Below are 18,857 nucleotides of genomic sequence, written 5' to 3'. Positions count from 1 at the left end.
TTGCAAAAAATGTATGAGAGTGAGTTCTCATACATTTCGCTTACATATGTTACGATCATGCTTCGGTCACCTTCTCCGTATGTTCTGCTTGATTATTTGCAGCGTTGTGGAAGATGATTTTAATCGTCGTTCCTTTACCAACTTCAGAATCTAGTTTGACAGAGTGACCTAAGTAATCACAAATTTTACTTACAATATAAAGTCCCATACCAGTAGATTCTCCGAATGCACGACCGTTTTTCCCAGTGTAAAACGGTTCAAATACTCTTCGAATATCTTCTTGTGGAATACCCACACCTTCATCACGAACTTCTAAAATAATATCTTTTCCGTTTCGGTAAGCAGATAAGAAAACTTTCTTTCCGCGTTCCCCAGAGTAACGAACAGCGTTTGTCATTAACTGATAGATGATAAATTTTAGCCATTTCGCATCAGAAGCAACTTTTAAATCCGAATGGACTTCTAAAACAGGGAAGACACCATTACGAATGAATAGTTCTTTTAATCCGTTAATATTTTTTGTTACTGTATCTTTTAATGAAATTGTCTCAACATGGAAATCTTCATGGAAGTTATTTAGCCTTGCCATATATAAAGCCATATCGAGTCCTTGATTTAATCGTTCTAATTCTTTTTTGAATTTCGGAATCAAATGCTCATCTTCCATTTCGAGCACCATAAGCTGCATAACGGATACAGGTGTCTTCATTTGATGTACCCAATGATTAATAAATAATTGATGTTCTTGTTGTTTTACTTCATACGATTGTAGTTCTTTTTGGAAGAGGCGGTACTGCGTACGCACGAGTTCATTGACACCGTGAGGCATCGGAGCAGTCGCTCTTTCAATAAACGCATCTTCCATCTTTTCTGGTTGCTCACTTAATCTATGGTACATTCTACGATTGCGAACGTAACGATAAGCGAGGAAACAAATAAATAAGTATAAACTTAAAACGACGAAGTAAAATTTATTGTTTTGAAATCCATCTACTGCATCATAAAGAACGAAGATGATACCGAAGTTTAATACGTACAGTAGGAAAAATGCAAAATGATCACGTAAAAATAGCTTCATGCTTATTCACTCCAAGTTGCGTTAAAACGATACCCAAGTCCACGTACTGTTTCAATAGAATTCTCAATACCAAGTTCATTAAACTTTTTACGAAGACGCGTAATGTTTACGTTTAATGTATTTTCCTCAACAAAACTTTCGTCATCCCAAAGCGCAGCTAATAAATCTTCACGGCTCGCTGTACGAGGGAATTTAGATAATAACATTTCTGCTAAAATTGCCTCTTTCTTCGTTAAAAGAACTTGTTCAGATCCAAAATGAATTTCTGGACGTTCAGGGAATAGTTTTAAACCTTCTACTTCAACGATACGTTCAGAAATATTTGGTGCATAATCACCGTAAATACGGCGTAATTGTCCTTTAATTTTCGCCATTACAACATCGTAGTGGAACGGCTTTGTAATGTAATCATCCGCACCGCTTTCAATCGCCATAATTTGTTCCATCTCACCTGCACGAGCTGAAATGAAAATAATAGGACAAGTAGATTCATGACGAATTTGGCGGCACCAGTAGAACCCATCGAATTTCGGTAAGTTTACATCAAGTAAAACAAGATGTGGTTTCACTGCGTTAAACGATTCCATAATATCATCGAAATTCTCTGCAACAACAGCTTCATAGCCGTATTTTTGAATGTGAGATTGTAGTAATGATGAAATATTTGGATCGTCTTCAACGATTAAAATTTTATACATATGTATATTCCTCCTCAAAAAAACAATTGTAGCTATAGTGTATCATGTGTTTCAAGTCTTTTCATTATGTTGAAAGATAAGCTAGTAAACAGTATAGGTTAAAAATGAGAAAAGTAAAAAGTATTATAGGAATAATTCAATATATTTTCCTTTTAAATATATGAATGGATAAAAGTATTATATTTTTTTATGAAATTTGGAACTTTATTTTGCTTACCGTCCAATATATAGTGAGAACATCGTTAAGGAGGGGGCACTACTTGGCAAGTAATGAAGATATACATACCTGGATAGAACGCTTATTAAAAGGTGATGAGGAGGCTTTTGAATTTATATTTAACTTAACAAGTCAGAGAATCTATGAAACCGTCTTTGCTATAGTTAAAAATCAGCATGATACAAATGAAATCTACTTTCAACTTTGGAAATCTATTTCAACATATGATCAATCTAGACCGTTTCTATTTTGGTTGAATGGAATTGTTTACAAACAGATTAGTCAATGGAGAAAACACATATGGAAGAGGATGCGCTTATTTGAAAAACAACAACTAAGTGATGATCCTGTTGTAGAAGTTCCAGAAAAAGTATTATTAAGAAAAGAAGCAGAAGAGCTGCTTTCCTTTTTAACCTGCGTACTCTTTAGATTTTATTCAATATAGAGTAATTGGCGTAGGGTACAAAATAAAAAGGGGCGTATAGATAATTGACAATTAACTAAAATCATTTTAACATTTAGATAAATATCTAAATGTCTAATTAATGAGGGGAAGAAAGACATTGAATCAAGCATTCAAAGCATTAGCAGATCCAACAAGGCGAAAAATTTTAGATTTATTAAAAGAAGGCGATCTAACCGCAGGTGAGATTGCTGAACATTTCAATATGACAAAACCAAGTATTTCACACCACTTAAGCGCACTTAAAAGTGCTGAACTTATTCAAGATGAAAAGAAAGGGCAATTCGTTGTGTACTCTTTAAACACAACGGTCTTTCAAGATTTGTTGACTTGGGTGTTTACATTTACGAATAAGGGGGAAGAGGGGAAATGAAAAAACATCTTTTTGCAATCTTATTAATTGTTATAACTTGTTTAGCTTGGGCGTTTGCTTGGCCGCATTTGCCGGATACAATTGCAACGCATTGGAGCGGCGGTAAGGTAGATGGATATTCGTCTAAATTTTACGGAATGATTTCTATGGTCGGAATTATGATTGCATTATATATATTTCTAAATGTGATACCAAAGATTGATCCAAGGAAAGCAAATTACGAGAAATTTTCTAAAGCCTTTATGATGATGAATAATGGGGTACTATTGCTACTATTTGTAGGAAATATAGATATTATTACAAGTGGATTAGGATATAACTTATTCATTAATCGGGTGCCTGAATTATTAGTTGGTGTTTTATTTTTAGTAATGGGTAATTATTTACCACAGTGTAAGCCAAACTTTTTTGTCGGGATGCGTAATCCATGGACGTTAAGTAATGAAGAAGTATGGCGGAAAACACATCGGTTTAGCGGAAAAGTATTTGTGGCGTTAGGAGTTATTATGATTATAAGTGTTTTCGCTCCGGCTTATTGGAGAACTTATATAATGCTTGGGATTATAGTAGTTGCTGTCATTATAACGAATTTATATTCTTACGTTTTGTATAAAAAAGAAATACAAATGTGAGTTATATTAGTCAAATTTTATATTTATAGTTTCTATGTGTTAAGAGATTTTAATACTCAGTGGGAATAATGAAAAGCTCACTGAGTAAATTTTTCGTTTTAAGGTCTGAAAATTCAATCGAAAAGGTGATTTGGAGGGATTTACATGCTAGAAATTATAAATTTTAGCAAGACATATAAAGACGGTAAGAAAGCAGTTGATCATTTGAATATTACTGTTAAAGCAGGGGATATCTTTGGATTTATTGGACATAACGGTGCGGGGAAAAGTACAACAATTAAGTCGTTAGTAGGAGTTATAGATTTTGAAGAGGGTGAAATTTTTGTTGATGGACATTCAGTAAAAAAGGATCCGATTGCATGTAAGAGAGTAATGGCGTATATTCCTGATAATCCAGATTTATATGAGCAATTAACAGGAATTCAATATTTGAACTTTGTTGCGGATGTGTTTAAAGTGCCTGCGAGGGATCGGGAAGAACAGATACAGAAGTATGGGGATGCTTTTGAGATTACACCGTACTTAGGGGATTTAATATCTTCTTATTCACACGGCATGAAACAAAAAGTAGCGATTATATCGGCGGTTTTACATAAACCGAAATTATTAGTTTTAGATGAACCTTTCGTTGGTCTTGATCCAAAGGCAGCAGTAGTATTGAAAGGTATTATGAAAGAGCTTTGTGAAAAAGGAAGTGCGATTTTCTTTTCTACGCACGTTTTAGATGTAGCTGAGAAGTTATGTAATAAAGTAGCGATGATTAATAGAGGGAAATTAGCACTTTCAGGAGAAGTAAATTCTTTAATAAAGGAAGGCTCATTGGAAGAGCTCTTTATGAAGGAGCTTGCTAATGAATACTAATAGTTTAGGTCTTTTGAAAATTCGGTTGATAACGCAGCTCGGTTTAAACACCTTTAAATACGAAAAAGATAAGAAAAAGAAGCAGAATAAGATTTTGCTGACAGCATCTATTGCTCTAGTTGGTGTCATGTTAATGTTATATTGCGGAGCTTCGGCATATGGGTTGGTAAAACTAGGAATGAGTGAAATTATTCCCGTCTATGCACTAGTTATTAGCAGTGTATTAACGTTGTTTTTCACTATATTTAAGGCAAATGGAGAAATTTTTGCTTTTAAGGATTACGACTTTTTAATGTCATTGCCGATTCGCGTAAGTACTGTTATTGCAAGTAGATTTTTGTATTTATACTTGCTGAATACAATCTTTTCAATCATAATCATGCTACCAATGGGAGTTGTGTATTGTATACATGAAAATCCATCAGTTTCTTTTTACTTTATGTGGTTCATCAGTATGTTTATCGCATCTTTAATCCCAACAACAATCGCAGCAATCTTTGGAGCTTCGATTACGGCAATCGCTTCTAAATTTAAAAATACGAATAAAATAACTACGATTTTAAGTTTTATAGTAATTATTACATTCGGTTCCTTTATGCTAAAAAACGGAAATGCTCAATATAGCCTTAATGATATGAACGGAATTGGTGCAATTGTTTCGGAGCAATTAACTAAAGTGTATCCATTAGCTAACATGTTTCAAAAAGCAATTGTTAATGCTGATATGGTAGCTTTCATCTTATTTGTGGGGATATCAGTGATTTGGTATTATCTTTTTGTAAAAATACTTTCGTTAAAATATAAGCAAATAAACACAGGGATCACCACTTATCATATGCTTTCAAATTATGAGATTAATAGCATGAAAAAAGAGAGTGTATTGGTCGCATTGTATAAAAAAGAGCTGACACGTTTCTTCTCTTCTACAGTGTATGTCATAAATAGTGGAATGGGAGTCGTGATGGCGCTAGCTTTCTCGCTAGCCATAGTTGTAGTAGGACCAAGCCAATTAATAGCGTATCCTGGAATTGAGCCCCTGTTGCAAAAGATTGCTCCATTTGCTATTGCAGCAGCGATTTCGATGACATGTACAACATGTGTGTCATTGTCTTTAGAAGGAAAAAATGTATGGATTATTAAATCATTGCCTATAGCGCCAAAGATGATTTATGATAGTAAAATTCTTATGAATCTTTCATTGAGTATACCTGCATCACTTATTAGTGCTGTATTACTGATAATCGGGTTAAAGCTAGATGTTTGGAGTTCTTTTTTCATCGTAATAACACCGATAATATATTCATTATTTTCAGCAGTATGGGGGATTTTCATTAATAATCGATTTGGTTATTATGATTGGGTATCAGAAACTCAAGTAGTAAAACAAAGTATAGGATCGTTTGTTGGTATGTTTGGTGGCTTAATTGTGGCGGTTATACCTGCCTTATTAATTGGTACTGCTACTATCTCGAACTACAGAGTATTTACTTTTGTAGTTATTATAGTGCTTACGATTATTACTATTTTCTTGTATAAGAACGAGTCGAGAAGAAGTATAAAATAAAGGAGCTACTTTTCCTTTAAAAAGGAAAAGTAGCTTCTTTATTTTGAAAAGGTTAGACTCTTATATTACTTTTTTAAAACAGGTACCCATATTTCACTTCTGAAATTCGGAGAGGATACGTCTTTACTTTCATTCCACAATATCTCCGGTCCTTCCGCTAGTTCATAGTTCGAAGAAGGGAACCATTCAGAATAAATACGTCCCCACACATTTTGTAATGCATCAGGAAATGGACCGACAGCTTCAAATATAGCCCATGTTGAAGCTGCGACTTCAAGTTGCGCGAATTGCTCTGGACAATCTTTCGTTGTGGCTACTCCAATATAGTGATCAAGTTCTCCTTTTTCCTCCATTCTCCCTTCAGAAAAATTAGTAGAGGCACTAATAATTCCAGTAGGTTCAATGTTTGAAAGGGACTTTAATGTTTGAATGGAGTCTGGGTTTAAACTCTTCCACATAGAAGCGATTTCTTCATTTACACCATTGAAAACGATTGGTACTCGTTTTGTAATACCTATAATTCGAAATGGCTCTTTTTCTTCAATTCGATAATTCATTTCATTTCCTCCTTGAATGGATAACTGGAAGGTCATTGGTGAATAAGCCTTCAAAGAATGGCTACTATTTCGGACCTCTGAAGGTGTTATACCGTGCAAGTTTTGAAATGCACGAGCGAATGAATCTGGTGAGTTGTAGCCATATTTTATAGCGACATCAATGACTTTTACATTGCTGTTTTTTAGTTCAAAGGCAGCGAGAGTAAGACGTCTACAGCGAATATAATCAGATAGTGATATGCCTGCTAAAAACGAAAACATTCTTTTAAAGTGATACTCAGAACAGAGAGCTAGCCTCGCAACTTCTTTAAAATCAATTTCATTCGTAAGGTTACCTTCAATATAGTGCATTGCAGCATTCATATTTTTAAGTGAATCCATATTATGACCTCCTCTGTACATAGAATAACAGGAACGAAATAACCCCATCCGACATTTCGTGCACAACTTTGTAGGTACATTTTTTACCTTACAAAATTGTAATGTTCCTGTAAGGAGAATGAATGGATGGTATGATATCCCAATGTTATAGTAGCAAAGTACTTTAATTCATTATGTTAACTTTTTGATGTCTTTACTTATGTGCCTTACATAACTGTCATGTTTGTGTAAGAAACATCGATAGTGGCAAGAGTAGAGAGTGTATATAGTTGAAAATAGAGAATAGAAGAAATGAGGGATGTCGAGATGAAAACAGTGTTAGAAGCAAAAAATATCGAAAAAGTGTATGACACGGGTGGTAATAAATTTGCAGCGTTAAAAGGTATTAACTTACAAGTAAAAGAAGGTGAATTTGTTGGAATTATGGGACCTTCTGGTTCTGGTAAGACGACTTTACTAAATGTTCTTTCTACAATTGATAATGCGACGAACGGTGAAATTTTAATTGATGGAAAAGATATTGTGAAGATGAATGATGATAAGTTAGCGTTATTCCGCCGCGATCATTTAGGTTTCATTTTCCAAGATTATAATTTATTAGATACGTTAACAGTGAAAGAGAATATCGCTTTACCACTTGCGTTATCAAAGGTGAAAGCGAGTGAGATTGATCGCCGCGTTCTTGAAATCTCAAAGAAATTCGGTATTGATCATATTTTAAGTCAGTTCCCATATCAAGTGTCGGGTGGACAGAAGCAACGTTGTGCAGCATCACGTGCAATCGTTACGAATCCAAGTATGATTTTCGGAGACGAGCCAACTGGAGCGCTTGATTCTAAATCTGCAACAGATTTACTTGAAAGTATGAAGTCATTAAATGAATATGATAACTCAACAATTTTAATGGTAACGCATGATGCATTTGCGGCGAGTTATTGTAAACGAGTTATTTTCATTAAAGATGGTGAACTATATAAAGAATTGCACCGCGGTGAATCAACGCGTAAACAGTTCTTCCAAAAAGTCGTTGACGTAATGTCTTCTATTTCTGGAGGTATGGCTGATGACCTTATCTAGCATTGCCCTCCGCAACATACAGCGGAACTTTAAAGACTACTTTGTATATTTTGCATCAATGATATTTAGTATTGTAATTTACTTTACATTTAAAGCACTACAATATAATTCACAAATGGAAAAAGCAGCAGAAGCTTCTAAAAAGATTAGTGGTGCATTTCAAGTTTCCAGTGTGATGCTTATCATTTTCGTAGCAGTGTTCATTATATATTCGAACGGATTCTTTACACGTAAACGTAAAAAAGAAGTTGGGCTATATTCTTTATTAGGTATTCGAAAAAGACAAATTGGTAAAATGCTCTTTTATGAAAATATGTTAATGGGATTAATGTCATTAGTAATCGGGATTGCAATCGGTAGTGTCCTTTCAAAATTATTCCTTGAGTTATTAGTAAATATGATGGGATTAAATTTAAACGTTCATTTTGAAGTACCAATGGCAGCAATTATTGATACAGCAATTATTTTCTTTGTGATTATTTTATATACATCACTCCAAGGATATCGTTTAATTTATCGCTTTAAGTTAATTGAACTTTTCCGCGCAGAACGTGAAGGAGAAGCAATGCCAAAAGGATCTGTTATTATGGCATTAATTTCAGTTGTCTTAATTGGTTCAGGTTATTTCTTAGCATTAATGTTCATGAAGGCCGTTAAATATGCAGACTTTATGGCAGTTGCACTTTATATTTTACTGGCGACAGTATTAGGTACGTACTTACTATTTATGTTCTTTACAGTATTCGTATTGAAACGTGCAAGAAATAATAAATCATCGTTTTATAACGGTATGAATATGGTAACGACGTCACAGCTACTATATCGTATTAAAGGAAATGCAAAGTCACTTGCGACAATTTCTATTTTAAGTGCGGTAACATTAACAGCGGTTGGTACGTCAGTTACGATGTATTACAACACATTTACACAATCAAAAGCAGCTATGCCATACAGTTATTCTTACGAGAAGAAAGATGCAGAGCTTGATAAGAAAGTAAATGCGATTTTTGCAGAAGAGAAGAAAGATCATCCGATCAAAGATCAAGTTGAAATTGAGACAGTTCCTGTAAAAGGGAAGTTTGAAGGAGAGAAAGTTGATTTCATTCTTAATATGAATTACACGATTTCAGAGAAATATCAATTTATGTCTCAATCTGAATTTAACAAGCTTGCTAAAAAAATTGAGGCAGAAACAGTGAATGTAACTGCTGGTGAAGCAATTATATATGATAGTTCGTATATTGAAGGGCATGAGTTTAGCCCTCAATATAAAGGGAATAAAGTAGTATTCCAAATTGGAAATGAAACGAAGAAATTAACGATTCAAGCCGCAAATGATAATGCAATTACAAACTTAGGTGAACTAGTTGTTGTCGTTTCCGATGAAATGTATGAACAAGCGAAACAAGCATTTGGAACACGTATTGTAAAAAATATTGATGTAAAAGATGAAAGAAACAGTAAAGTGTTAACGGAAAAATTAGCAAAAGTGATGCCAACTGGGGTATCAGAAATGGCACCACCATTTAGAGACTTCTATACTGGTTTCCATATGGGACTGGAAGCAACTGGACTAATGATGTTCATCGGACTATTCTTAGGTTTAGTCTTCCTATTAGCGACAGGATCAATCATTTACTTTAAGCAGCTTACAGAAGCAAGTGCTGACCGTGATCGTTACATTGTCCTTCATAAAGTCGGGGTTACAAAACAAGAAATGAAAAAAGCTATTGCAAAACAAGTAAGCTTTATCTTTGCAATTCCACTAGTAATCGGAATCCTGCACAGCTTGTTTGCATTAAAAGGTTTAGGGAACATACTACCATTTGAAATTATGATTCCGCTTCTAATTAGTATCGGAGTATACGGCGCTATTTATATTGGATATTACTTCTTAACAGTTCGTTCTTATTATAAGATCGTGAGTGCGAAGTAATAAAGGGACAGCTATCGTAATAGGGATAGCTGTTTTTTTATTCTTCATAAAATCTTAAGAAACTTCCTCAATTTTTATTAAGAAATGATAGTTATACTTAGAAACAAGTTAAAAACTATTGAACGAATGGGGAGAAGGTTACATGCAACTCATAACATTCTTACATGAATTTATTAAACATCCGAAACATACTGGTGCAATTGCGCCAAGTTCAAAAATATTAGCAAAGAAGATGGTAGATGTAATTGATTTTAATAGAGCGAAATGCATTGTAGAGTTAGGTCCTGGTACAGGAGTCTTTACGAAAGAAATTATGAAGAGAAAGAAGAAGGAAACAATATTTCTTCTTATTGAAATTAATGAAGTGTTTTGCAAAGAGCTAAAGAGAAAGTTTAAAGATGAGCAGAACGTCATAGTTGTACACGGTTCAGCTGAAAATATAAAGAAGTATATGGAAGAGTTCAATATAAAATGCATTGATTACATTTTATCAGGATTACCTTTCACTTCTTTACCAGAAGAAGTTTCAAAGCGCATTTTAAACAATGCGATGGAAGTGATACATGAGAATGGTGAATTCATTACATTTCAATATTCACTTGTGAAAAAAGGCTTTATAGAGCATTTCTTTCCTGAAATTACGCTAGAGAAAGTGTGGCTCAATTTCCCACCAGCGTATGTCTTTAGCTGTAAAAAAGAGCTAAGGAGAGCATATGCATAATGGAATTACATGAATTATTATCCTATATCGAGCAGTACGGTTATTGGGCATTATTTTTCTGTTTATGGTTAGGTATTATCGGTATGCCAATTCCAGATGAAATGATTGTTATGAGCGGTGGTTTCGTATCTTCAGTAGGGATATTAAGTGTTGTTCCTTCATTTGTATTAACATATTTAGGTGTTGTATCAGGGCTTTCTTTAGGATATATATTAGGGAAGGTATTTGGCACGAAGGTACTCCATAAATTAATGAAAAAGAAAAAAGCGAAGTATTTGATAAAATCACAAGAAATGGTTGATAAATACGGACAGTACGCGTTAGTCACAAGTTACTTCATACCAGTTGTAAGACATATCGTACCGTATTTAGTTGGAATGAATAACATGTCATTTAAGGCGTATGCTTTGTATTCTTATACGACAGGCTTTGTTTGGACACTCGTTTATTTCGTACTAGGTTCTTTATTTGGACAACATATTGAAAGAATTGTAGCAGTTGCGATAGAGTATGGTGTGTATTTTGGCGGGATTGTTTTTATAGTTACAGGTATTCTTTATTTATATAGACAAAAAAGAATCACATTGATGAGTAAATAGAAGTAAAGAAAGTTTCTTCCAGTATGAAGGATAAGATAGGATTATAAGTATAAAATTATCTTTACTTAATGGTAAAATATAGGTAAGTAGTTAAGAAAGGAAGAGCGTTGTGCTACTCATTTTTAGCCTTATCTTAATTGGAATTATGTGCAGTATGAAAATAGTATCCTTACACATGATAGAACGACAAAAGGTAGAAGAACGATATGTATATTGTCCAAAATGTGATACGAAAATTAGAAGAGGAAATTCAGCTCCTTTTTGTTCGAAATGTAATTTAATATTTTAAAAATAAAAAGTCCGAAATCACTTTATATGGTTTCGGACTTTTTATTTTTAAGTAAACATTAATCCACCTAGTTCTCTTTCGTTTGTTTATTAGCTAAAATGGAATATGAATAACAATAGTACGTAAACGAAAATAAATATAAATGCACACATGGAGTGTTATATTTGGAGATTTTAATCATAGTAGGATGCCTATTAATAGGAATTATTTTGATTAGTAATAGAAGAAATAAAGGGCGGAAAAAAGTTTGAAAAAGGGATTGAGTATACGAATATAATTGAAGGCTATCCCATTATTATGAAGTCTTTCGTAGAGATGGATCGAGAAGTTTTGAGGGTTTTATTACCTGATGAAAGAGGGATTCTTCCTATGAGGCCAAAGTGTAATGAATGTTATAAGACTCAATTGGATGATATTGAGGAGAGTTGATAAAACAAGAGCTTGAAACTATTCAAGCTCTTGTTTTATGACTATTTATATCCTAAAATATGCTCAATCTCATGCAAACTTAATTTACTTGCCTTAGCAATCGTTTCAAGTGGTATACCAAGATCATACATATTTTTAATCATTTGAATTTTCCCCTGTTGAATGCCTTTTTCAATGCCTTTTTCAATGCCTTTTTCAATGCCTTTTTCAATGCCTTTTTCAATACCTTTTTTAATTCCTTGTTCCATTCCTCTTTTTATTCCTTCTGTCTCTGCATGGGCGAATTTTGCTGCTTCATCCATTAAAACTTTCTCCCTTGCGTCATAGGCTTGTCGGAAAGAAGAATCCTGACTCATACGTTCCCATTTATTTATTGCTTTTTGTAAAATAGGGTCTTGGTTCATAGCAATATCCTCCAATAGTTTAGTTAAGTGCTCATCCTCATTTGCTGAAAGCAATAAAAGCCAACGAACAAATGGATCTTTCCACGGATTTACTTTTTCTTCATGCCATTGTTCAGTTAACTTTGGAATTTCTATAATGTGGATTTCTATGTCTTCACTCAGGATTTTTTGTTGTTGTGTATTCCATAATATGCTCGTTGTATGGAAGGCTGGGTGTTCCGAAAACATTACGAAGTTTAGTAAGTTTATGGTGATGGTTTTGTGAAGTGCACTGTAGGGCATCCCTTTTTGTAGTTGAGATGTGTATAGTCTTCCCCAATAATATAAACTGCGTTTAACCATATCGTGATTATTATTGAGGTCGGGTAAGTCGGAGTCCTCGCGGACTCTTTCTCCCCTCAGAACCGGACTTGTCCGTTTCCAAACATCCGGCTCAAGCCTTCTTTTTATCCCAAACAGCTAGTCGTTCTTCATCCATCATACCCATTCTATTACCTGGATTCTTTCTCGAGGCGTTAATGAAATATGTTTGTTCACTTTCTTGTAAATATATGCTCTCTCTCGAAAGATAGGATGCTTTTGATGGAGTTGAATGTGACAAGATGTATGTAGAAGTTGAAGATTACCATATTCATTTGTTCCTCCGTACACTTTAGGAACTTCATGATGTATTTCTAGTGCTTCTCCGTTTTGTAGAGCCTCTTCACACATTGGACAGATATATTTCTGTTTCTTTGCAATCTTGATTCGAGTTAGCGTATTATTGTTCTCAAAATCTTTTTTATTTCGTTTGGCAAAATAATCAGAGAGTTCAGGATTATCCGGGCTGTTTTTGTATCTTATCCCAATATGCCTTATAATGGGGGTCCAAACCATTTTATAGATTTGATACTGTGTCTTTGGACAGGTAAGAACCCATTTATCATGTCCTCCATGCTTAGGTTTTCGAAAATATTGTTTTACAATCCATTTCCAACTTTTCTTTGGATGCAAATGTTTTACATGTCGTACAACATTTCCCCATATAAAGTAATCAATCGATGAAAACACCTTTTTCGATACTACATGTCTCCAGTAATACACATACCCCCGGATTATTGAATTTAGGTTTGTTAATAGCGTATAAACAGGTTTCCCTTTCAAGTTTTGGAAAGTTGTTTTAATTTTCTTCTTAGCTTTTTGAATGCTTGTTTTTGACGGTTTTATTAACAATTTATTCTTGTCTTGCACATATTGTTTAATATGAAAACCTAGAAAATTAAAACCCTCAGTAATGTGAGTAACATGGGTTTTATCTGTTGCTAATGTAATTCCGCGTTTCTCGAGATATGGTACTAACTCTCGATACAAGGATTCGGCTTCTTTTTTGGTTTGACAAGCGATGATAAAATCATCTGCGTAGCGAACCATTGCCTTTGTACATTTGACATGAATATTATAGATAGTACCTTGTCTTTTTGTGTTACTCTTACTGTATCTAATACCGAGTTCTTTCTCCATACCATGTAAGGCGATATTAGCCAAGAGAGGTGAAATCACTCCTCCTTGAGGAGAACCTGCTGTTGTAGGGTGAAACACTTGATTATCTACATACCCAGATGCTAACCATCTTCTAACAATTTCTTTTGCTGGGAAGTTTTGAATTTTCTCTAAGATGTGTTCATGATTGAGATTATCGAAACACCCTGCAAAATCCCCTTCAAATACCCAAACTTTTTTGCTTTTGGAGTTTAGTTTATTAAAGATATTCGCTATGGCATCATGCGCACTACGCTTTGGACGGAATCCGTACGAAATGGGTTCAAATTCTGCCTCCCACTCCGGCTCCAGGGCGTTTCTGACGATATTCTGCCAAATTCTATCCTTAACTGTCGGAATGCCCAACGGGCGTAATTTTCCATTTTTCTTCGGAATGTGTATGCGCTTTACTGCTCTCGGGCGATGTAATTTGATATTTTGGGAACTCATTTGATGAAACAATGCTACCCTAGACCTAGGTGATAATATACGTTCTCCATCAATACCCGCTGTGCGCTTCCCACGGTTTATTTGTGTAACTCTTTTGATTGATAACAATAGATTCGCTTTGCTCCGAAGCATAAGACGTTGTAATTTTCTTACTCTTCTACTTTGGTTTTGTTGTTTGGCACGAAAAATTCGTTGTCGTAACTTCCTTACATACCTTTCGATTTCTTTCCATTGAATTGTAAACCAATCTGTAAGTGAAGGAATAGCCGACGCCTTGTGAGCTGTATCCATAACTAGATTCCTTCCTTTCGGCAGAAGTTTTTTTTCGCTTTTTTTCGTGTTGAAGACCTGTTGGAAGTCTGCACCCTTTCGGGTTGCATCATTAGTTTTTTTCCCCTGGATGCTATTCGCACAGTTATGAGTTCCTGTTGTCTTTCGACCTTGCGACTTTCGCTTTTTCCAACATCCCATACCCTCTATAACGTCATTTTGCCTTACGACATCCTTACTGTACAACGTACAGATTATATAGGGCTTACCAAGTTCCACTTCTAATAGATACGATGAGGGAAGGTACCTTCTTCTACTCCGACGGATATGTAGGTTGTCTCTCAGTAGCATACAAAGTCCACTTTTCTAATCCGCAGTTCCAATGTATCAACGTCTTTCATTAGATTTGTAGTAACGAAGCTTAAGAAGATTCACTGTCGTTTACCTTTCTCATCTTTCCCTAGCACGGATTGAATGTACGTTCATCGCTTCCTTATGCATTCCCTCATGCAACCAACCCTGCCATTACTGGCAACGCTGTTTTGGGTGGAAATATTCTTGACAACTAGAATAGCGTATCCTTATGGATACGCACTATTATGAAGCGACTTCTTGTCGCGCTTGTATTTCTACATTAACTTTTGTTCCTGTGTTTAATGTCGCTGAAATGTCTAAAATAGATAACTTATCCTCTTCATATTCCCTGTGTAAATGTGGATCTTCTAGTTGTAGAGAAGCAATGGGCGACTCTAAAGACTCTTGTAACATAGCATTTAAAAATGCAATTAGAATATCTTCGCTACCATTCGTACCAAACAATTGTTTAAATGCAAAATCAATGCGTAAATTAACTAACTGTTGGTTGAACAAAGTTTGTCCTCTCCCTTACATGAAGGTGCTTCTTTCCTTCATTGTACATAAAAAGAACTAGAGTATGCAAACTAGTCATTCTACTATTTTTTAGTAATATTATTAGAAAATGAAAGGTAAGTATGTCTATGGTATACTCTAGTGAAATTGTAAATAAGGATGCTAATACGAACTGGGAAAATTGGGTGGAGTTTGATTGTGACTGAAAAAGATGGGAGAAAGAATAATAAATGAAAAGAAGAAGAAAATCTGGAGAAAAAGTACAAATGAGTCGTTTTACACTTGCTTTATGCTACCGAAGTGAAGCACCATATTATTATTACGAGGTAGCGCTCCATGAAAGAGAGGAACGCTTCTATTTAACGTCAGAACTTTGCGTAATGGATGATGAATATTACTTTATTAGAGGTTGTTTAGAGATTCCTATCATTGATTACCACGAAAATTTCATATGGACTGTGTGGGTATCACTTAGTAAAGAAAGTTATGATGAAGTATTAGAAAAGTGGGATGAGAGAGGCCGAGAAAATAGTGATCCTTATTTTGGTTGGTTATCTGTAGAAATACCATTTTATCCAGAAACATTAAATTTAAAAACAAATGTACATATAAGAGAAGTTGGAACGGCACCGTATATTGAATTAGAGCCAACCGAGCATCCTTTAGCGATCGAACAAAGAAATGGAATTACTTTAGAGAGAGTGAAAGAAATACAAGAAATGATTCAACAATATAACTAGATTAGAAGAGAAAAAACGAGTGCTAGCACTCGTTTTTTTTATTACACAACCGCAGGATTATAAATCATCGTAAAGTGTCCTTGCAATAATTCAATTTGACAAGGTGTATGAAGCGAGCTTTCTCCATCTGTATCAACTTCTTTTTCTTCCTCTGTTTCGATATGAATGGATTTCGCTTTTACGTGGAAGATGTCATTTTCATTTGAGTCTTCAAATAGTTTTTTTCCGATGTAATCTTTAAATGCTTGAATACCTGTTGATTTGACTACGAAAATATCAAGTGTTCCGTCATCACATTTTACGTTCGGAATAAAGGATGGAATACCACCAAGATATTCACCGTTTCCAACCATGACAAGAACAGCTTCGTCTTCATATACTTGTCCGTCATAAGTGATTTTAACTGGGAATGTTTCAGCATTTTTTACAGTTCGAATTGTGCTTAAATAGTAACCGATTTTACCAAGCTTTGCTTTTTCTTCTGCATCGATATTGTTTGATACTTCAGATACGAGTCCAATGCCCCAGAAGTTTAAAAAATGTTGTCCATTTGCTTTTGCAACATCAACTGGTTTTACGTGTTCTTTTGTGATAAGTTTTGCTGCTTCTGCAATGTTTTGCGGAACGCCTAGTGTGCGAGAGAAGTCATTGCAAGTTCCGCCTGGAATGATTGCAAGTGTAGGTCTAGTTTCAAGAGGTGCTAAGCCGTTTGTGCATTCAAATACTGTTCCGTCACCACCAAAGACGATAATTAAATCTACTTTACTAGCAAACTCTTGGCAATATTTTGTTGCATCACCTTGTTTTTTCGTATGAAGGATATGTAAGTCAGGAAAAGCTGCGGCAAGAGGTGGTACGATTTTCGTTAAATTTGTATGTAAGTCGCCTTGTCCAGCTTTTGGATTTACGATGAGGAGTACTTTTTCAAATTTTGTTTTTGTCATTTTTCATCTCTCCCTGTTTTTTTTTGTAATGGAAAGTAAGGAGCTGTTCCGATGTATTTCAGAACAGCTTTTTCCTATTAATAAGGCGCTAAGATTGTCAGTTATTGTCGGTAAGTCGATATATTTAAAAAATCGCCGATATAATTTGAGTTACGGTCGATATATTTGAAAAATCGCCGATATACATTTTATGTACTATCGATTTTTTAAGTTATACGATTATTCCGTTACAACTGAAGCAATGAATGGTAAGTTACGATATTTTTCTGCACAGTCGATACCGTATCCAACGATGAATTCGTCTGGAATTTGGAAGCCAACATATTCAGCTGTTAAGTCTACTTTACGACGTTCTGGCTTATCAAGTAATGTACAGAACTTTAGTGCCTTTGGTTTATGCATAAAGAAGTGGTCTTTTAGGAAATGAAGTGTTAAACCAGAATCGATAATGTCTTCTACGACAATGACGTTTTTTCCAGTAATGTTTACATCGATATCTTTTAATAGTTTAACTTTTCCAGTTGTTTCTGTTTGATTTCCGTAGCTAGATGCAGAAATAAAGTCGATTGTTACATCGTTTTTAATGTGACGAATTAAATCAGCAGCAAATACGAAAGATCCTTTTAATACAGCAATGACTACGATTTCTTCTCCTTCAAAGTCACTTTCGATTTGAAGTGCTAGTTCTTTTACTTTTTCTTGTAATTGTTCTTCAGAAATTAAAGTGTCTTTTATTTCAATATTCATTGGAGTCCTCCTACAGTGTAAAACTTGTGAACATTTCGACTGTAAAGGATAGAAAGAAAAAAGTCAAAGGAGATAGTAATTTTTTACAAAGATAACGACAAAATCATCTGATGATATGATATAATAAGCATATTAAGAAAACGCTTCCATAAAGGGTGAATATGATGAAGAAGAAACAGTACACAAGTGTAACATTTATAAAAGCATTACTTTTAACAATTGTTCTTGGCCTGTTGGCTTACGTAATTGATGTACCTGCGATTCGTATTTCATTAATTGGAATGACTTTAGTGTTAGGAGCAATTTCGCACGGTATGATGTCGCAGCTAAAAGAAGCTGGACTTGATGATATGAGAGATCATATAGATAAAAAGTAAGAAACCTTCATTATATAGAGTGAAGGTTTTTTTGTTTCTTACAAAAATGTAAGGTAGTTGTAAGGCAAATCGATAGTTGCATAAGAGCATTTTGGATAAACTATGGGTGTAAGGTAAAAGGCAAGCATATTTTAGGTAAATTAAGTTTTAGGCACTCTATATGTGAAAAAGGAGTAGGAGGGCATGGAGAAACGTTGGACGACCTTTTCTTTTTTAGCAACTAGCAACACCGTAATGCTAGCTGGCGAGATGGATTTTTTGCACTTATTTGATCAAGAAGATGATCATTCTTCTTCTAAATTTACAATGAAATGGAATAAATGGAGCGAAAGTTGTAGGTTTGAAGAAGAGGCCCCTAACGAAGAGCAAAAGATTATTTTGACAAACCCTATTAAAGCGTGGGTTGTTCAACGTCGTAAGTGTAACGTCAAAAATCACTTAAAGAAAACTGAGCCGAGACAATTAGTTATCGCTCCGGCCTGTTCTACTTCTACATCACGCGAAAGTAATATGTAAATATTGAGACACACACCCGAAAAAACATCGTATATATTGAAGTGAACCCGAATAGTGGTACATGAAAAAAACACCTCCTGAATTCGCATACTAAGTATGCAAATTCATTGGAGGTGTTTTTCGTTTGAAGACAAGAGTTCATTACC

The 18,857-nt window shown here is 34.7% G+C and carries 19 protein-coding genes and 3 pseudogenes; 14 read left to right on the top strand and 8 right to left on the bottom strand.

Annotated features, from left to right (window positions below):
- Positions 1-55: 55 nt before the first annotated feature.
- Both MR143_RS27895 and MR143_RS27890 read right to left on the bottom strand, forming a co-directional pair.
- Positions 56-1,078 carry a sensor histidine kinase gene (locus MR143_RS27895; protein WP_000765341.1) on the bottom strand — a complete coding sequence of 341 codons (1,023 nt, stop codon included), beginning with the start codon at positions 1,076-1,078 and terminating at the stop codon, positions 56-58.
- A 2-nt stretch (positions 1,079-1,080) separates the two neighbouring features.
- Entirely contained in the window at positions 1,081-1,776 is a 696-nt protein-coding gene (locus MR143_RS27890) for a response regulator transcription factor (protein ID WP_000276738.1), read from the bottom strand.
- A gap of 260 nt (positions 1,777-2,036) precedes the next feature.
- On the opposite strand from MR143_RS27890, the gene MR143_RS27885 reads away from it, so the two are divergent.
- From MR143_RS27885 to MR143_RS27865, 5 genes are all read left to right on the top strand, one after another.
- Positions 2,037-2,438 carry a hypothetical protein gene (locus tag MR143_RS27885; RefSeq protein ID WP_000157861.1) on the top strand — a complete coding sequence of 134 codons (402 nt, stop codon included), beginning with the start codon at positions 2,037-2,039 and terminating at the stop codon, positions 2,436-2,438.
- A gap of 118 nt (positions 2,439-2,556) precedes the next feature.
- On the top strand, positions 2,557-2,829 hold the full coding sequence (locus MR143_RS27880; protein ID WP_001070535.1) for an autorepressor SdpR family transcription factor: 273 nt from the start codon (positions 2,557-2,559) through the stop codon (positions 2,827-2,829).
- Positions 2,826-3,461: an SdpI family protein gene (locus MR143_RS27875; protein WP_000716348.1), complete on the top strand. Its 636-nt coding sequence runs from the start codon at positions 2,826-2,828 to the stop codon at positions 3,459-3,461. Before MR143_RS27880 ends, MR143_RS27875 begins: the two co-directional genes overlap by 4 nt.
- Positions 3,462-3,605: 144 nt before the next feature.
- Positions 3,606-4,322, top strand: a complete 717-nt coding sequence (locus MR143_RS27870; protein WP_000889756.1) for an ABC transporter ATP-binding protein — start codon at positions 3,606-3,608, stop codon at positions 4,320-4,322.
- Positions 4,312-5,886, top strand: a complete 1,575-nt coding sequence (locus MR143_RS27865; RefSeq protein WP_001095682.1) for a hypothetical protein — start codon at positions 4,312-4,314, stop codon at positions 5,884-5,886. Before MR143_RS27870 ends, MR143_RS27865 begins: the two co-directional genes overlap by 11 nt.
- Positions 5,887-5,951: 65 nt before the next feature.
- Here MR143_RS27865 and MR143_RS27860 read toward each other — a convergent pair whose 3' ends face one another.
- Positions 5,952-6,824, bottom strand: a complete 873-nt coding sequence (locus MR143_RS27860; RefSeq protein WP_000377679.1) for an AraC family transcriptional regulator — start codon at positions 6,822-6,824, stop codon at positions 5,952-5,954.
- 306 nt (positions 6,825-7,130) lie between these two features.
- Between MR143_RS27860 and MR143_RS27855 the strand changes: the two genes are divergently transcribed.
- From MR143_RS27855 to MR143_RS33070, 6 genes and pseudogenes are all read left to right on the top strand, one after another.
- Positions 7,131-7,901, top strand: coding sequence for an ABC transporter ATP-binding protein (locus MR143_RS27855; RefSeq protein ID WP_000859656.1), 771 nt, complete (start codon positions 7,131-7,133; stop codon positions 7,899-7,901).
- Entirely contained in the window at positions 7,888-9,837 is a 1,950-nt protein-coding gene (locus tag MR143_RS27850) for an ABC transporter permease (protein WP_000176158.1), read from the top strand. Before MR143_RS27855 ends, MR143_RS27850 begins: the two co-directional genes overlap by 14 nt.
- A gap of 142 nt (positions 9,838-9,979) precedes the next feature.
- Positions 9,980-10,558 carry a class I SAM-dependent methyltransferase gene (locus MR143_RS27845; RefSeq protein ID WP_001176073.1) on the top strand — a complete coding sequence of 193 codons (579 nt, stop codon included), beginning with the start codon at positions 9,980-9,982 and terminating at the stop codon, positions 10,556-10,558.
- Entirely contained in the window at positions 10,558-11,157 is a 600-nt protein-coding gene (locus tag MR143_RS27840; RefSeq protein ID WP_000418939.1) for a DedA family protein, read from the top strand. The genes MR143_RS27845 and MR143_RS27840 overlap by 1 nt, the downstream gene beginning before the upstream one ends.
- 109 nt (positions 11,158-11,266) lie before the next feature.
- Positions 11,267-11,446, top strand: coding sequence for a hypothetical protein (locus MR143_RS33305; RefSeq protein WP_001986677.1), 180 nt, complete (start codon positions 11,267-11,269; stop codon positions 11,444-11,446).
- Between the two features lie 216 nt (positions 11,447-11,662).
- Positions 11,663-11,875, top strand: a pseudogene (locus MR143_RS33070) (DUF4262 domain-containing protein); the annotation flags it as partial.
- Positions 11,876-11,916: 41 nt separating this feature from the next.
- Here the strand turns inward: MR143_RS33070 and MR143_RS27830 are convergent.
- The 3 genes and pseudogenes from MR143_RS27830 to MR143_RS27820 form a co-directional block, all read right to left on the bottom strand.
- Positions 11,917-12,639: pseudogene (locus MR143_RS27830) on the bottom strand (Rpn family recombination-promoting nuclease/putative transposase); the annotation flags it as partial.
- 117 nt (positions 12,640-12,756) lie between these two features.
- On the bottom strand, positions 12,757-14,538 hold the full coding sequence (gene ltrA / locus MR143_RS27825; protein ID WP_242281114.1) for a group II intron reverse transcriptase/maturase: 1,782 nt from the start codon (positions 14,536-14,538) through the stop codon (positions 12,757-12,759).
- 600 nt (positions 14,539-15,138) lie between these two features.
- Positions 15,139-15,387, bottom strand: a pseudogene (locus tag MR143_RS27820) (Rpn family recombination-promoting nuclease/putative transposase); the annotation flags it as partial.
- A 230-nt stretch (positions 15,388-15,617) separates the two neighbouring features.
- On the opposite strand from MR143_RS27820, the gene MR143_RS27815 reads away from it, so the two are divergent.
- Entirely contained in the window at positions 15,618-16,127 is a 510-nt protein-coding gene (locus MR143_RS27815; protein ID WP_000830228.1) for a DUF2199 domain-containing protein, read from the top strand.
- A 41-nt stretch (positions 16,128-16,168) separates the two neighbouring features.
- On the opposite strand, the gene MR143_RS27810 is transcribed toward MR143_RS27815, so the two are convergent.
- Complete coding sequence (locus MR143_RS27810) at positions 16,169-17,071, bottom strand: diacylglycerol/lipid kinase family protein (protein ID WP_000167907.1); 903 nt, start codon at positions 17,069-17,071, stop codon at positions 16,169-16,171.
- A 219-nt stretch (positions 17,072-17,290) separates the two neighbouring features.
- Positions 17,291-17,818: a hypoxanthine phosphoribosyltransferase gene (gene hpt, locus MR143_RS27805; protein WP_001019309.1), complete on the bottom strand. Its 528-nt coding sequence runs from the start codon at positions 17,816-17,818 to the stop codon at positions 17,291-17,293.
- Positions 17,819-17,979: 161 nt separating this feature from the next.
- Between hpt and MR143_RS27800 the strand changes: the two genes are divergently transcribed.
- Positions 17,980-18,195 (top strand): hypothetical protein, encoded by a 216-nt coding sequence (locus tag MR143_RS27800; protein WP_002001286.1) that lies wholly within the window; start codon positions 17,980-17,982, stop codon positions 18,193-18,195.
- A 183-nt stretch (positions 18,196-18,378) separates the two neighbouring features.
- A complete protein-coding gene (locus MR143_RS27795) occupies positions 18,379-18,711 on the top strand; it encodes a hypothetical protein (RefSeq protein ID WP_000415590.1) in 333 nt (110 codons plus the stop codon).
- Positions 18,712-18,857 lie beyond the last annotated feature (146 nt).

Source organism: Bacillus cereus group sp. BfR-BA-01347 (assembly GCF_022663835.1).
Lineage (GTDB): Bacteria > Bacillota > Bacilli > Bacillales > Bacillaceae_G > Bacillus_A > Bacillus_A thuringiensis_K.
The sequence above is the reverse complement of the archived record's forward strand: the minus strand, read 5'-3'. Positions and strand labels throughout refer to the sequence as shown.